This is a genomic window from Streptomyces sp. NPDC090127 (genome assembly GCF_044746945.1).
In the GTDB taxonomy this organism is placed as follows: domain Bacteria; phylum Actinomycetota; class Actinomycetes; order Streptomycetales; family Streptomycetaceae; genus Streptomyces.
This window is the reverse complement of sequence record NZ_JBIVDE010000001.1, coordinates 1,165,866-1,177,945: the sequence shown is the minus strand read 5'-3', so window position 1 is coordinate 1,177,945 and position 12,080 is coordinate 1,165,866. Positions and strand designations below refer to the sequence as shown.

Annotated in this window: 23 protein-coding genes; all 23 read left to right on the top strand. The window is 65.4% G+C overall.

From position 1 onward, the window contains the following. Nucleotides 1-221: 221 nt before the first annotated feature. On the top strand, nucleotides 222-530 hold the full coding sequence (gene rpsJ, locus ACIPPS_RS05260) for a 30S ribosomal protein S10 (RefSeq protein WP_003948644.1): 309 nt from the start codon (nucleotides 222-224) through the stop codon (nucleotides 528-530). 13 nt (nucleotides 531-543) lie between these two features. Further along, on the top strand, nucleotides 544-1,188 hold the full coding sequence (gene rplC / locus ACIPPS_RS05255) for a 50S ribosomal protein L3 (RefSeq protein WP_260229398.1): 645 nt from the start codon (nucleotides 544-546) through the stop codon (nucleotides 1,186-1,188). A 4-nt stretch (nucleotides 1,189-1,192) separates the two neighbouring features. Then, complete coding sequence (gene rplD / locus ACIPPS_RS05250; protein WP_401426983.1) at nucleotides 1,193-1,843, top strand: 50S ribosomal protein L4; 651 nt, start codon at nucleotides 1,193-1,195, stop codon at nucleotides 1,841-1,843. Next, the gene (rplW, locus tag ACIPPS_RS05245) at nucleotides 1,843-2,166 is read left to right on the top strand and encodes a 50S ribosomal protein L23 (RefSeq protein ID WP_158989420.1); all 324 of its coding nucleotides are present in this window, start codon (nucleotides 1,843-1,845) and stop codon (nucleotides 2,164-2,166) included. The genes rplD and rplW overlap by 1 nt, the downstream gene beginning before the upstream one ends. A 39-nt stretch (nucleotides 2,167-2,205) precedes the next feature. Then, nucleotides 2,206-3,042, top strand: coding sequence for a 50S ribosomal protein L2 (gene rplB, locus ACIPPS_RS05240; protein ID WP_401426981.1), 837 nt, complete (start codon nucleotides 2,206-2,208; stop codon nucleotides 3,040-3,042). A gap of 12 nt (nucleotides 3,043-3,054) precedes the next feature. After that, on the top strand, nucleotides 3,055-3,336 hold the full coding sequence (rpsS, locus tag ACIPPS_RS05235; protein WP_215069815.1) for a 30S ribosomal protein S19: 282 nt from the start codon (nucleotides 3,055-3,057) through the stop codon (nucleotides 3,334-3,336). A 42-nt stretch (nucleotides 3,337-3,378) separates the two neighbouring features. After that, the gene (gene rplV, locus ACIPPS_RS05230; RefSeq protein WP_135332555.1) at nucleotides 3,379-3,726 is read left to right on the top strand and encodes a 50S ribosomal protein L22; all 348 of its coding nucleotides are present in this window, start codon (nucleotides 3,379-3,381) and stop codon (nucleotides 3,724-3,726) included. After that, on the top strand, nucleotides 3,726-4,562 hold the full coding sequence (rpsC, locus tag ACIPPS_RS05225) for a 30S ribosomal protein S3 (protein ID WP_260229395.1): 837 nt from the start codon (nucleotides 3,726-3,728) through the stop codon (nucleotides 4,560-4,562). The genes rplV and rpsC overlap by 1 nt, the downstream gene beginning before the upstream one ends. 5 nt (nucleotides 4,563-4,567) lie before the next feature. Further along, nucleotides 4,568-4,987, top strand: coding sequence for a 50S ribosomal protein L16 (gene rplP, locus ACIPPS_RS05220; protein WP_015035580.1), 420 nt, complete (start codon nucleotides 4,568-4,570; stop codon nucleotides 4,985-4,987). Continuing rightward, nucleotides 4,987-5,211, top strand: coding sequence for a 50S ribosomal protein L29 (rpmC, locus tag ACIPPS_RS05215; RefSeq protein WP_028797851.1), 225 nt, complete (start codon nucleotides 4,987-4,989; stop codon nucleotides 5,209-5,211). Before rplP ends, rpmC begins: the two co-directional genes overlap by 1 nt. Beyond that, on the top strand, nucleotides 5,211-5,492 hold the full coding sequence (gene rpsQ / locus ACIPPS_RS05210; protein ID WP_260229394.1) for a 30S ribosomal protein S17: 282 nt from the start codon (nucleotides 5,211-5,213) through the stop codon (nucleotides 5,490-5,492). Before rpmC ends, rpsQ begins: the two co-directional genes overlap by 1 nt. A 97-nt stretch (nucleotides 5,493-5,589) precedes the next feature. Further along, entirely contained in the window at nucleotides 5,590-5,958 is a 369-nt protein-coding gene (rplN, locus tag ACIPPS_RS05205; protein WP_003956455.1) for a 50S ribosomal protein L14, read from the top strand. 2 nt (nucleotides 5,959-5,960) lie between these two features. After that, complete coding sequence (gene rplX / locus ACIPPS_RS05200; RefSeq protein WP_015035583.1) at nucleotides 5,961-6,272, top strand: 50S ribosomal protein L24; 312 nt, start codon at nucleotides 5,961-5,963, stop codon at nucleotides 6,270-6,272. After that, on the top strand, nucleotides 6,272-6,829 hold the full coding sequence (gene rplE, locus ACIPPS_RS05195) for a 50S ribosomal protein L5 (RefSeq protein WP_260229393.1): 558 nt from the start codon (nucleotides 6,272-6,274) through the stop codon (nucleotides 6,827-6,829). The genes rplX and rplE overlap by 1 nt, the downstream gene beginning before the upstream one ends. Before the next feature lie 5 nt (nucleotides 6,830-6,834). Beyond that, complete coding sequence (locus ACIPPS_RS05190; protein WP_003948630.1) at nucleotides 6,835-7,020, top strand: type Z 30S ribosomal protein S14; 186 nt, start codon at nucleotides 6,835-6,837, stop codon at nucleotides 7,018-7,020. Nucleotides 7,021-7,231: 211 nt separating this feature from the next. Then, nucleotides 7,232-7,630 carry a 30S ribosomal protein S8 gene (gene rpsH / locus ACIPPS_RS05185; protein WP_015035585.1) on the top strand — a complete coding sequence of 133 codons (399 nt, stop codon included), beginning with the start codon at nucleotides 7,232-7,234 and terminating at the stop codon, nucleotides 7,628-7,630. A gap of 20 nt (nucleotides 7,631-7,650) precedes the next feature. Then, complete coding sequence (rplF, locus tag ACIPPS_RS05180; protein ID WP_362013648.1) at nucleotides 7,651-8,190, top strand: 50S ribosomal protein L6; 540 nt, start codon at nucleotides 7,651-7,653, stop codon at nucleotides 8,188-8,190. A 3-nt stretch (nucleotides 8,191-8,193) separates the two neighbouring features. Next, nucleotides 8,194-8,577, top strand: a complete 384-nt coding sequence (gene rplR, locus ACIPPS_RS05175; RefSeq protein WP_401426977.1) for a 50S ribosomal protein L18 — start codon at nucleotides 8,194-8,196, stop codon at nucleotides 8,575-8,577. Between the two features lie 46 nt (nucleotides 8,578-8,623). Continuing rightward, nucleotides 8,624-9,226: a 30S ribosomal protein S5 gene (gene rpsE / locus ACIPPS_RS05170; protein ID WP_017239585.1), complete on the top strand. Its 603-nt coding sequence runs from the start codon at nucleotides 8,624-8,626 to the stop codon at nucleotides 9,224-9,226. Continuing rightward, on the top strand, nucleotides 9,226-9,408 hold the full coding sequence (gene rpmD / locus ACIPPS_RS05165; RefSeq protein ID WP_005313525.1) for a 50S ribosomal protein L30: 183 nt from the start codon (nucleotides 9,226-9,228) through the stop codon (nucleotides 9,406-9,408). Before rpsE ends, rpmD begins: the two co-directional genes overlap by 1 nt. A 1-nt stretch (nucleotide 9,409) precedes the next feature. Beyond that, nucleotides 9,410-9,865: a 50S ribosomal protein L15 gene (gene rplO / locus ACIPPS_RS05160; protein ID WP_361445400.1), complete on the top strand. Its 456-nt coding sequence runs from the start codon at nucleotides 9,410-9,412 to the stop codon at nucleotides 9,863-9,865. Between the two features lie 212 nt (nucleotides 9,866-10,077). Next, nucleotides 10,078-11,397: a preprotein translocase subunit SecY gene (secY, locus tag ACIPPS_RS05155; RefSeq protein ID WP_401426974.1), complete on the top strand. Its 1,320-nt coding sequence runs from the start codon at nucleotides 10,078-10,080 to the stop codon at nucleotides 11,395-11,397. After that, entirely contained in the window at nucleotides 11,397-12,044 is a 648-nt protein-coding gene (locus tag ACIPPS_RS05150; protein ID WP_401426972.1) for an adenylate kinase, read from the top strand. The genes secY and ACIPPS_RS05150 overlap by 1 nt, the downstream gene beginning before the upstream one ends. The last annotated feature ends 36 nt before the right edge of the window (nucleotides 12,045-12,080 follow it).

The following is a 12,080-nucleotide window of genomic DNA, read 5'->3' as shown; positions in this document are numbered from 1 at the left end:
GGGAATCTTCCGGGAAGTGTCAGCGGGGCGCCGACCAGGCACTCGGGTGGTGTTCTGCCCCCGGCTCGCGGTTCTGGGAACCGCACCCCCTTGGTTGGGAGATCTCTCGGGATTTCTGCGTAGAGGGAGTGCGACACGCCCGACCGCGTGGGTCGGAGGTGGAGTCATGAGAGCCCCCCGAGTCCAGAGCGTTAACCAAGACAAAGGACTACTGAGTAGCCATGGCGGGACAGAAGATCCGCATCCGGCTCAAGGCCTACGACCACGAGGTCATCGACTCTTCGGCGAAGAAGATCGTCGAGACGGTGACTCGCACTGGTGCGTCGGTCGCGGGCCCGGTGCCGCTGCCCACTGAGAAGAACGTGTACTGCGTCATCAAGTCGCCGCACAAGTACAAGGACTCGCGCGAGCACTTCGAGATGCGCACGCACAAGCGCCTCATCGACATCCTCGACCCCACGCCGAAGACGGTTGACTCGCTCATGCGCCTCGACCTGCCGGCGGGCGTCGACATCGAGATCAAGCTCTGAGGTGACGCGCGAGATGGCTAAGAACATCAAGGGCATCCTGGGCGAGAAGCTCGGCATGACGCAGGTCTGGGACGAGAACAACCGGGTCGTCCCGGTGACCGTCGTCAAGGCCGGCCCCAATGTCGTGACCCAGGTGCGTACGAACGACATCGACGGCTACGAGTCGGTCCAGATCGCCTTCGGCGAGATCGACCCGCGCAAGGTGAACAAGCCCCTCAAGGGCCACTTCGCCAAGGCCGACGTCACCCCGCGCCGTCACCTTGTGGAGCTCCGCACCGCTGACGCCTCCGAGTACACGCTCGGCCAGGAGATCACCGCCGAGCTCTTCGAGGCCGGCGTGAAGGTCGACGTCACCGGTAAGAGCAAGGGCAAGGGCTTCGCCGGTGTCATGAAGCGCCACAACTTCCGTGGTGGCAAGGCCTCGCACGGTGCCCACCGCGTGCACCGCAAGCCCGGTTCGATCGGTGGCTGCGCCACCCCGGGCCGTGTCTTCAAGGGCATGCGCATGGCCGGCCGCATGGGCAACGAGCGCGTGACCACCCAGAACCTGACCGTTCACGCCGTTGACGCGGAGAAGGGCCTGCTCCTGATCAAGGGTGCGGTTCCTGGTCCGAACGGCGGCCTCGTCCTGGTCCGCACCGCGGCCAAGGGGGCCTGAGGATATGAGCACCATTGACATTCTGTCGCCCTCCGGCGACAAGACCGGGACCGTCGAGCTCCCGGCCGAGATCTTCGAGGCCAAGATCAGCATCCCGCTGATCCACCAGGTCGTCGTCGCGCAGCTGGCCGCCGCCCGTCAGGGCACGCACAAGGTCAAGTCGCGTGGCGAGGTCCGCGGTGGTGGCAAGAAGCCGTACCGCCAGAAGGGCACCGGCCGCGCCCGTCAGGGTTCGACCCGCGCCCCGCAGTTCGCCGGTGGTGGCGTCGTGCACGGTCCCGTGCCGCGTGACTACTCGCAGCGCACCCCCAAGAAGATGAAGGCCGCCGCTCTCCGCGGTGCCCTCACCGACCGGGCGAACCACTCCCGCATCCACGTCGTCTCCGGCGTGGTCGAGGGTGACATCTCCACCAAGGCCGCGAAGTCGCTGTTCGGCAAGATCTCGGAGCGCAAGAACCTGCTCCTGGTCGTCGAGCGCGCCGACGAGGCCGCGTGGCTCTCCGCCCGCAACCTGCCCCAGGTGCACATCCTGGAGCCGGGCCAGCTGAACACGTACGACGTGATGCGATCCGACGACGTGGTCTTCACCCAGGCCGCCCTCGAGTCCTTCGTGTCTGGCCCCAAGGCCGCTGACAACGAAGGGAGCGAGGCCTGATGTCCGAGGCCACGATCACCAGCAAGACCTTCACGGACCCGCGTGACATCCTCGTCAAGCCGGTTGTTTCCGAGAAGAGCTACGCGCTGCTCGACGAGAACAAGTACACGTTCATCGTCGCGCCCGGGTCCAACAAGACTCAGATCAAGCAGGCCGTCGAGGCGGTCTTCTCGGTCAAGGTCACCGGGGTCAACACGATCAACCGTCAGGGCAAGCGCAAGCGCACCCGCACTGGTTTCGGCAAGCGCGCCAACACCAAGCGCGCCATCGTGACCCTTGCCGAGGGCAACCGTATCGACATCTTCGGCGGCCCGACCGCCTGACGGCGGTCGAGTCGTCCGGAATCGGACGAGGACTGAGAAATGGGAATCCGCAAGTACAAGCCGACTACGCCGGGCCGTCGTGGCTCCTCCGTAGCCGACTTCGTCGAGATCACGCGGTCCACGCCGGAGAAGTCGCTGGTCCGCCCGCTGCACAGCAAGGGCGGCCGTAACAACACCGGTCGTGTGACCGTCCGTCACCAGGGCGGTGGCCACAAGCGCGCCTACCGCGTGATCGACTTCCGTCGTCACGACAAGGACGGCGTGCCGGCCAAGGTCGCTCACATCGAGTACGACCCGAACCGCACCGCTCGCATCGCGCTGCTCCACTACGCGGACGGCGAGAAGCGCTACATCATCGCCCCGCGTGGTCTCGCGCAGGGCGACCGGGTGGAGAACGGCCCTGGCGCCGACATCAAGCCCGGCAACAACCTGGCCCTCCGCAACATCCCGGTCGGTACCACGATCCACGCGATCGAGCTCCGTCCCGGCGGTGGCGCCAAGTTCGCCCGTTCCGCGGGTGCCTCCGTGCAGCTGCTGGCGAAGGAGGGCACGATGGCCCACCTTCGTATGCCGTCCGGCGAGATCCGTCTCGTCGACGCCCGCTGCCGCGCCACCATTGGTGAGGTCGGCAACGCCGAGCAGTCGAACATCAACTGGGGCAAGGCCGGCCGTAAGCGCTGGCTGGGCGTTCGCCCGACCGTTCGCGGTGTGGCGATGAACCCGGTCGACCACCCGCACGGTGGTGGTGAGGGCAAGACCTCCGGTGGTCGCCACCCGGTCTCCCCGTGGGGTCAGAAGGAGGGTCGTACTCGCTCGCCGAAGAAGGCTTCGAGCAAGTACATCGTCCGCCGCCGCAAGACGAACAAGAAGCGCTAGGAGCGGGTTTAGATGCCGCGCAGTCTCAAGAAGGGGCCCTTCGTCGACGACCACCTCGTAAAGAAGGTGGACGTCCAGAACGAAGCCGGCACCAAGAACGTCATCAAGACCTGGTCCCGTCGCTCGATGATCATCCCGGCCATGCTCGGCCACACGATCGCGGTGCACAACGGCAAGACCCACATTCCGGTGTTTGTCACCGAGTCGATGGTCGGCCACAAGCTCGGCGAGTTCTCGCCGACGCGCACCTTCCGGGGTCACGTGAAGGACGACCGGAAGTCGAAGCGCCGCTAGTAGCGGGGTGGAATGACCATGACAGACACTGGAAGGACAACCATGGAAGCCAGGGCCCAGGCGCGGTACATCCGCGTTACGCCCATGAAGGCCCGCCGTGTGGTGGACCTTATCCGTGGCATGGATGCCACGGAGGCTCAGGCGGTCCTGCGTTTCGCCCCGCAGGCCGCGAGCGTGCCGGTCGGCAAGGTGCTGGACAGCGCCATCGCCAACGCCGCGCACAACTACGACCACAGTGACGCCTCTTCGCTGTTCATCAGCGAGGCGTTCGTGGATGAGGGCCCGACCCTGAAGCGGTTCCGTCCGCGTGCTCAGGGCCGTGCCTACCGGATCCGTAAGCGGACCAGCCACATCACCGTGGTCGTCAGCAGCAAGGAAGGAACCCGGTAATGGGCCAGAAGGTTAACCCGCATGGGTTCCGGCTCGGCATCACCACGGACTTCAAGTCCCGCTGGTACGCCGACAAGCTGTACAAGGACTACGTCAAGGAAGACGTCGCCATCCGTCGGATGATGACGTCCGGCATGGAGCGCGCCGGCATCTCGAAGGTTGAGATCGAGCGCACCCGTGACCGCGTGCGGGTGGACATCCACACCGCGCGTCCCGGCATCGTCATCGGCCGCCGTGGCGCCGAGGCCGACCGCATCCGCGGTGACCTCGAGAAGCTCACGGGCAAGCAGGTCCAGCTGAACATCCTCGAGGTCAAGAACCCCGAGATGGACGCTCAGCTGGTCGCCCAGGCCGTTGCCGAGCAGCTCTCCTCCCGCGTCTCCTTCCGTCGCGCCATGCGTAAGAGCATGCAGGGCACGATGAAGGCCGGCGCCAAGGGCATCAAGATCCAGTGCGGCGGTCGCCTCGGCGGCGCCGAGATGTCCCGCTCGGAGTTCTACCGCGAGGGCCGTGTGCCCCTGCACACGCTCCGCGCGAACGTCGACTACGGCTTCTTCGAGGCCAAGACGACCTTCGGCCGCATCGGCGTGAAGGTCTGGATCTACAAGGGCGATGTCAAGAACATCGCCGAGGTCCGCGCCGAGAACGCAGCGGCCCGTGCGGGTAACCGCCCGGCCCGTGGCGCCGGTGACCGTCCGGCCGGTGGCCGTGGTGGTCGCGGTGGCGAGCGTGGCGGTCGCGGTCGCAAGCCGCAGCAGGCTCAGGCTGCCGAGGCCCCCAAGGCCGACGCTCCCGCCGCCGCTCCGGCTGCTGAGAGCACCGGAACGGAGGCCTGACCGAAATGCTGATCCCCCGTAGGGTCAAGCACCGCAAGCAGCACCACCCGAAGCGCAGCGGTATGTCCAAGGGTGGTACGCAGGTTGCGTTCGGCGAGTACGGCATTCAGGCCCTCACTCCGGCGTACGTGACCAACCGCCAGATCGAGGCGGCTCGTATCGCGATGACCCGCCACATCAAGCGTGGCGGCAAGGTCTGGATCAACATCTACCCGGACCGCCCGCTCACGAAGAAGCCTGCCGAGACCCGCATGGGTTCCGGTAAGGGTTCCCCGGAGTGGTGGATCGCGAACGTCAAGCCCGGTCGGGTGATGTTCGAGCTGTCGTACCCGAACGAGAAGATCGCGCGCGAGGCCCTGACCCGTGCGGCCCACAAGCTGCCGATGAAGTGCAAGATCGTCAAGCGCGAGGCAGGTGAGCTGTGATGACCGCCGGTACCAAGGCGTCCGAGCTGCGCGAGCTGGGCAACGAGGAGCTTGTTGCCAAGCTTCGCGAGGCCAAGGAAGAGCTGTTCAACCTCCGCTTCCAGGCGGCGACTGGCCAGCTCGAGAACCACGGTCGGCTCAAGTCCGTCCGTAAGGACATCGCGCGGATCTACACCCTGATGCGTGAGCGCGAGCTGGGCATCGAGACGGTGGAGAGTGCCTGATGAGCGAGAGCAACGTGACTGAGAAGACCGAGCGCAACGCACGCAAGGTCCGTGAGGGCCTGGTCGTCAGCGACAAGATGGACAAGACCGTCGTCGTCGCCGTCGAGGACCGCGTCAAGCACGCGCTGTACGGCAAGGTCATCCGCCGTACGAACAAGCTCAAGGCTCACGACGAGCAGAACGCTGCCGGCGTCGGCGACCGCGTCCTCCTGATGGAGACCCGGAAGCTTTCGTCGACGAAGCACTGGCGCGTCATCGAGATCCTCGAGAAGGCCAAGTAATCACTTGAAGGGGTAACCCTTCGAGTTCGTTCCGCCAGGCTCGGCAGGGGCACTTCGGTGCCCCTGCCGGGAACCGGCAGACAATCAGGAGATAGACGTGATCCAGCAGGAGTCGCGACTGCGTGTCGCCGACAACACTGGTGCCAAGGAGATCCTTTGCATCCGTGTTCTCGGTGGTTCCGGTCGCCGCTACGCGGGCATCGGTGACGTCATCGTCGCCACCGTCAAGGACGCGATCCCCGGTGGCAACGTGAAGAAGGGTGACGTCGTCAAGGCGGTCATCGTTCGCACCGTCAAGGAGCGCCGCCGCCAGGACGGCTCGTACATCCGCTTCGACGAGAACGCCGCTGTCATTCTCAAGAACGACGGCGACCCTCGCGGCACCCGTATCTTCGGCCCGGTGGGCCGTGAGCTGCGCGAGAAGAAGTTCATGAAGATCATCTCGCTCGCGCCGGAGGTGCTGTAAGCATGAAGATCAAGAAGGGCGACCTGGTCCAGGTCATCACCGGTAAGGACAAGGGCAAGCAGGGCAAGGTCATCACGGCCTTCCCCCGCGAGAACCGTGTCCTGGTCGAGGGTGTCAACCGGGTCAAGAAGCACACCAAGGCCGGCCCGTCGCAGGCCGGTGGCATCGTCACGACCGAGGCGCCGGTCCACGTCTCCAACGTCCAGCTGGTCGTTGAGAAGGACGGCAAGAAGGTCGTCACGCGCGTCGGTTACCGCTTCGACGACGAGGGCAACAAGATCCGCGTTGCCAAGCGGACGGGTGAGGACATCTGATGGCTACCACCACCACTCCGCGTCTCAAGACGAAGTACCGCGAGGAGATCGCGGGCAAGCTGCGTGAGGAGTTCTCGTACGAGAACGTCATGCAGATCCCCGGCCTCGTCAAGGTCGTGGTCAACATGGGTGTGGGCGACGCCGCCCGCGATTCCAAGCTGATCGAGGGCGCCATCCGCGACCTCACCACGATCACCGGTCAGAAGCCGGCCGTCACCAAGGCCCGCAAGTCCATCGCGCAGTTCAAGCTGCGTGAGGGTCAGCCGATCGGTGCTCACGTCACCCTCCGTGGCGACCGCATGTGGGAGTTCCTGGACCGCACCCTGTCGCTCGCGCTTCCGCGCATCCGCGACTTCCGTGGTCTGTCCCCCAAGCAGTTCGACGGGCGTGGCAACTACACCTTCGGTCTCACGGAGCAGGTCATGTTCCACGAGATCGACCAGGACAAGATCGACCGTGTCCGGGGTATGGACATCACCGTGGTCACCACGGCGACCAACGACGCTGAGGGCCGTGCCCTTCTCCGTCACCTCGGCTTCCCGTTCAAGGAGGCGTAAGCGAGATGGCGAAGAAGGCTCTCATCGCGAAGGCTGCCCGCAAGCCCAAGTTCGGCGTGCGGGGCTACACGCGCTGCCAGCGCTGTGGTCGTCCCCACTCCGTGTACCGCAAGTTCGGCCTGTGCCGCGTGTGCCTTCGTGAGATGGCTCACCGTGGCGAGCTGCCGGGCGTGACCAAGAGCTCCTGGTAATCCCCGCTTTTCTGGGATAACCGGAGTCTCTCGGTAAGCAGAGGGTTGGCGGAGGCCCACCCCTCCATGGCTTAGGCTAGGAGGGTTGGGCGTCCGCCGCCCGTACGACTTACTACGCCGTAGGTCCCCGCGCCGCACCCGTCCCGCCCCTGTGTGGGGAGAGGGATGGCGCATACAGGAAACCCCGGCGAGAGAGGCCGAAGGCCAATTCATGACCATGACTGATCCGATCGCAGACATGCTCACGCGTCTGCGTAACGCGAACTCGGCGTACCACGACTCCGTGACGATGCCGCACAGCAAGATCAAGTCTCACATCGCGGAAATCCTCCAGCAGGAGGGCTTCATCACGGGCTGGAAGGTCGAGGACGCCGAGGTCGGCAAGAACCTCGTTCTCGAGCTCAAGTTCGGTCCGAACCGTGAGCGCTCCATCGCGGGCATCAAGCGGATCTCGAAGCCGGGCCTCCGGGTTTACGCGAAGTCCACCAACCTGCCGAAGGTTCTCGGCGGTCTGGGCGTGGCGATCATCTCCACGTCCCACGGCCTCCTGACCGGCCAGCAGGCAGGCAAGAAGGGCGTAGGTGGGGAAGTCCTCGCCTACGTCTGGTAGTCGGGAACGGAGGAATAGCAATGTCGCGTATTGGCAAGCTGCCTATCCAGGTTCCCGCCGGCGTGGACGTCACCATCGAGGGCCGCTCGGTCACGGTGAAGGGTTCCAAGGGCACCCTGAGCCACACCGTTGCCGCGCCGATCGAGATCGTTAAGGGTGAGGACGGCGTTCTCAACGTCACCCGCCCGAACGACGAGCGTCAGAACAAGGCCCTCCACGGCCTGTCCCGCACGCTGGTGGCCAACATGATCACCGGTGTGACCCAGGGTTACGTGAAGGCGCTCGAGATCAGCGGTGTCGGTTACCGCGTTGCCGCGAAGGGCTCCAACCTGGAGTTCCAGCTCGGCTACAGCCACCCGATCCTGGTGGAGGCGCCCGAGGGCATCTCCTTCAAGGTCGAGTCGCCGACCAAGTTCTCGGTCGAGGGCATCGACAAGCAGAAGGTCGGCGAGGTCGCGGCGAACATCCGCAAGCTGCGGAAGCCCGACCCGTACAAGGCCAAGGGCGTCAAGTACGCCGGCGAGGTCATCCGCCGCAAGGTCGGAAAGGCTGGTAAGTAAGCCATGGCATACGGTGTGAAGATCGCCAAGGGCGACGCTTACAAGCGTGCGGCCAAGGCCCGCCGTCACATCCGCATCCGCAAGAACGTGTCGGGTACGGCGGAGCGTCCGCGCCTCGTCGTGACGCGTTCCAACCGCGGTATCACCGCTCAGGTCATCGACGACCTCAAGGGTCACACCCTTGCGTCCGCGTCGAACCTGGACTCGTCCATCCGTGGTGGCGAGGGTGACAAGTCGGCGCAGGCCAAGCAGGTCGGCGCTCTCGTCGCCGAGCGCGCCAAGGCCGCGGGTGTCGAGGCTGTCGTGTTCGACCGTGGTGGCAACAGGTACGCCGGGCGCATTGCCGCTCTGGCTGACGCCGCCCGCGAAGCCGGGCTGAAGTTCTAAGCCCCGGTTCCGGGACTAACGGACGTAACAGAGAGAGGTAAATCCAATGGCTGGACCCCAGCGCCGCGGAAGCGGTGCCGGTGGCGGCGAGCGGCGGGACCGGAAGGGCCGCGACGGTGGCGCTGCCGCCGAGAAGACCGCGTACGTTGAGCGCGTTGTCGCGATCAACCGCGTCGCCAAGGTTGTCAAGGGTGGTCGTCGCTTCAGCTTCACCGCGCTCGTCGTGGTGGGTGACGGTGACGGCACCGTAGGTGTCGGTTACGGCAAGGCCAAGGAAGTTCCCGCGGCCATCGCCAAGGGTGTCGAGGAAGCCAAGAAGAACTTCTTCAAGGTTCCCCGCATCCAGGGCACCATCCCTCACCCGATCCAGGGCGAGAAGGCCGCGGGCGTCGTCCTGCTCAAGCCAGCTTCCCCCGGTACCGGCGTTATCGCCGGTGGCCCGGTGCGTGCCGTGCTCGAGTGCGCCGGCGTTCACGACATCCTGTCGAAGTCGCTCGGCTCCGACAACGCGATCAACATCGTGCACGCGACCGTGGCGGCCCTCAAGGGCCTGCAGCGTCCCGAGGAGATCGCGGCTCGCCGTGGTCTGCCCCTCGAGGACGTCGCCCCCGCGGCTCTCCTGCGTGCGCGTGCGGGAGCGGGTGCGTAATGGCTCGCCTCAAGATCACGCAGACGAAGTCGTACATCGGCAGCAAGCAGAACCACCGCGACACTCTGCGTTCGCTCGGGCTCAAGCGCCTGAACGACGTGGTCGTCAAGGAGGACCGCCCCGAGTTCCGCGGAATGGTGCACACCGTCCGCCACCTCGTGACGGTCGAGGAGGTCGACTGACATGGCGGAGAACAACCCGCTGAAGGTCCACAACCTCCGTCCCGCCCCGGGCGCCAAGACCGCCAAGACCCGTGTGGGTCGTGGTGAGGCGTCGAAGGGTAAGACGGCCGGTCGTGGTACGAAGGGCACCAAGGCCCGTTACCAGGTTCCGGAGCGCTTCGAGGGTGGGCAGATGCCCCTCCACATGCGTCTCCCGAAGCTCAAGGGCTTCAAGAACCCGTTCCGCACCGAGTACCAGGTCGTGAACCTGGACAAGCTGGCCGCGCTCTACCCGCAGGGTGGCGAGGTCACGGTGGCCGATCTGGTCGCCAAGGGTGCGGTTCGTAAGAACCAGCTCGTCAAGGTGCTCGGCGCCGGCGAGGTCTCCGTGGCGCTGCAGGTGACGGTCGACGCCGTCTCCGGCTCCGCCAAGGAGAAGATCGCCGCCGCCGGCGGCACCGTCACCGAGCTCGTCTGAGACGACTCGATGGCTTGAACATCCCACCGGGGGTGCCTCCCAAAAGGGGCATCCCCGGTTGGTCGTTCCTAGGGGGGCATGGTCGCCGGTAAGGTGGCGTGCACGTCTATGCTCCGTGCGGTATGCCCGCACGGGCTCATGACCGGTTTCTATTCGTCGAACCTCAAGACCGTCACCTCTGGCGCATGGGCCCGGGGGTCGCAGGAGGCACCGTGCTCACCGCGTTCGCCCGGGCGTTCAAGACGCCCGACCTGCGCAAGAAGATTCTCTTCACGCTCGGGATCATCGTGCTGTACCGGCTCGGGGCACACATCCCCGTGCCCGGTGTCAGTTACCAGGCCGTCCAGCAGTGTGTGGACCAGGCGAGCCAGGGCAACAACTCCCTGTTCGGCCTGGTGAACATGTTCTCCGGCGGGGCGCTGCTGCAGATCACCATCTTCGCGCTCGGCATCATGCCGTACATCACGGCGAGCATCATCCTGCAGCTGCTGACCGTCGTGATCCCGCGCCTCGAGGCACTCAAGAAGGAGGGGCAGTCGGGCACGGCCAAGATCACGCAGTACACGCGTTATCTGACGGTCGCGCTCGCCGTCCTCCAGGGCACCGGCCTCGTCGCCACGGCCAAGAGCGGTGCGCTGTTCAGCGGCTGCACGGTGGCCAACCAGGTCGTTCCGGACCCGTCCATCTTCACCATCGCCACGATGGTCGTCACGATGACCGCGGGCACCGCCGTCGTCATGTGGATGGGTGAGCTCATCACCGACCGCGGCATCGGCAACGGCATGTCGATCCTGATGTTCATCTCGATCGCCGCCGGCTTCCCGGGCGCCCTGTGGAAGATCAAGGTCGAGGGTGACCTCGCCGACGGTTGGATCGAGTTCGGCACCGTGATCCTCGTCGGATTCGCGATGGTCGGTCTCGTCGTCTTCGTCGAGCAGGCCCAGCGCCGGATCCCCGTGCAGTACGCGAAGCGGATGATCGGCCGCAGGTCCTACGGCGGAACGTCCACTTATATCCCTCTCAAGGTGAACCAGGCAGGTGTGATTCCTGTCATCTTCGCCTCGTCGCTGCTCTACATCCCGGCCCTGGTCGCGCAGTTCTCGAACTCCAGCTCCGGGTGGAAGACCTGGATCGAAGCCCACTTCGTCAAGGGTGACCACCCCTACTACATCGCTACGTACTTCCTCCTGATCGTGTTCTTCGCCTTCTTCTACGTGGCGATCTCGTTCAACCCCGAGGAAGTCGCGGACAACATGAAGAAGTATGGTGGCTTCATCCCGGGTATCCGGGCTGGTCGACCTACTGCCGAGTACCTGAGCTACGTGCTCAACAGGATCACTTGGCCGGGCTCGCTGTATCTGGGCCTGATCGCTCTTGTGCCGACGATGGCGTTGGCAGGCTTCGGCGGTGCCAATGCCAACTTCCCGTTCGGCGGGACGAGCATCCTCATCATCGTGGGTGTGGGGCTGGAGACCGTGAAGCAGATCGAGAGCCAGCTCCAGCAGCGCAATTACGAAGGGTTCCTCCGCTGATGCGAATCGTCCTCGTCGGACCGCCCGGGGCCGGCAAGGGTACGCAGGCCGCGTTCCTTGCCAAGAACCTGGAAATTCCGCACATCTCCACGGGTGACCTGTTCCGCGCCAACATCTCGCAGGGCACGGAGCTGGGCATGAAGGCCAAGGCGTTCATGGACGCCGGTGACCTCGTGCCCGACGAGGTGACCATCGGGATGGCCAAGGACCGCATGGAGCAGCCCGACGCCGCCAACGGCTTCCTGCTCGACGGTTTCCCGCGGAACGTGGCCCAGGCCGAGGCGCTGGATGTGGTCCTCAAGGCCGAGGACATGCAGCTGGACGCGGTCCTGGACCTGGAGGTCCCCGAGGACGAGGTCGTGAAGCGGATCGCGGGTCGCCGCATCTGCCGCAACGACAGCGCGCACGTCTTCCACGTGACGTACAACGCTCCGAAGGCCGAGGGCGTCTGTGACGTCTGCGGTGGCGAGCTCTTCCAGCGTGACGACGACTCCGAGGAGACCGTCCGTCGCCGGCTGGAGGTCTACCACACGCAGACCGAGCCGATCATCGACTACTACCGGGCGCAGAACCTGGTCGTGACGATCTCGGCGCTCGGCAAGGTGGACGAGGTCACCGCGAAGGCGATGGCCGCGCTCAAGAAGTAACCACGGTTCGTCCGACACGGCCGCGGTGCCCCTCAG

Bases quoted from the DNA above. Each gene is read 5' to 3' on its own strand.
- rpsS (WP_215069815.1), top strand. From the start codon at position 3,055: ATGCCGCGCAGTCTCAAGAAGGGGCCCTTCGTCGACGACCACCTCGTA.
- rplB (WP_401426981.1), top strand. From the start codon at position 2,206: ATGGGAATCCGCAAGTACAAGCCGACTACGCCGGGCCGTCGTGGCTCC.
- ACIPPS_RS05190 (WP_003948630.1), top strand. From the start codon at position 6,835: ATGGCGAAGAAGGCTCTCATCGCGAAGGCTGCCCGCAAGCCCAAGTTC.
- rpmC (WP_028797851.1), top strand. From the start codon at position 4,987: ATGACCGCCGGTACCAAGGCGTCCGAGCTGCGCGAGCTGGGCAACGAG.
- rplX (WP_015035583.1), top strand. From the start codon at position 5,961: ATGAAGATCAAGAAGGGCGACCTGGTCCAGGTCATCACCGGTAAGGAC.
- rplP (WP_015035580.1), top strand. From the start codon at position 4,568: ATGCTGATCCCCCGTAGGGTCAAGCACCGCAAGCAGCACCACCCGAAG.
- rplR (WP_401426977.1), top strand. From the start codon at position 8,194: ATGGCATACGGTGTGAAGATCGCCAAGGGCGACGCTTACAAGCGTGCG.
- rplE (WP_260229393.1), top strand. From the start codon at position 6,272: ATGGCTACCACCACCACTCCGCGTCTCAAGACGAAGTACCGCGAGGAG.
- rpsQ (WP_260229394.1), top strand. From the start codon at position 5,211: ATGAGCGAGAGCAACGTGACTGAGAAGACCGAGCGCAACGCACGCAAG.
- rpsE (WP_017239585.1), top strand. From the start codon at position 8,624: ATGGCTGGACCCCAGCGCCGCGGAAGCGGTGCCGGTGGCGGCGAGCGG.
- rplV (WP_135332555.1), top strand. From the start codon at position 3,379: ATGGAAGCCAGGGCCCAGGCGCGGTACATCCGCGTTACGCCCATGAAG.
- rplW (WP_158989420.1), top strand. From the start codon at position 1,843: ATGTCCGAGGCCACGATCACCAGCAAGACCTTCACGGACCCGCGTGAC.
- rpsC (WP_260229395.1), top strand. From the start codon at position 3,726: ATGGGCCAGAAGGTTAACCCGCATGGGTTCCGGCTCGGCATCACCACG.
- rplD (WP_401426983.1), top strand. From the start codon at position 1,193: ATGAGCACCATTGACATTCTGTCGCCCTCCGGCGACAAGACCGGGACC.
- rplO (WP_361445400.1), top strand. From the start codon at position 9,410: ATGGCGGAGAACAACCCGCTGAAGGTCCACAACCTCCGTCCCGCCCCG.
- rpsH (WP_015035585.1), top strand. From the start codon at position 7,232: ATGACCATGACTGATCCGATCGCAGACATGCTCACGCGTCTGCGTAAC.
- rplC (WP_260229398.1), top strand. From the start codon at position 544: ATGGCTAAGAACATCAAGGGCATCCTGGGCGAGAAGCTCGGCATGACG.
- rpsJ (WP_003948644.1), top strand. From the start codon at position 222: ATGGCGGGACAGAAGATCCGCATCCGGCTCAAGGCCTACGACCACGAG.
- rpmD (WP_005313525.1), top strand. From the start codon at position 9,226: ATGGCTCGCCTCAAGATCACGCAGACGAAGTCGTACATCGGCAGCAAG.
- ACIPPS_RS05150 (WP_401426972.1), top strand. From the start codon at position 11,397: ATGCGAATCGTCCTCGTCGGACCGCCCGGGGCCGGCAAGGGTACGCAG.
- rplF (WP_362013648.1), top strand. From the start codon at position 7,651: ATGTCGCGTATTGGCAAGCTGCCTATCCAGGTTCCCGCCGGCGTGGAC.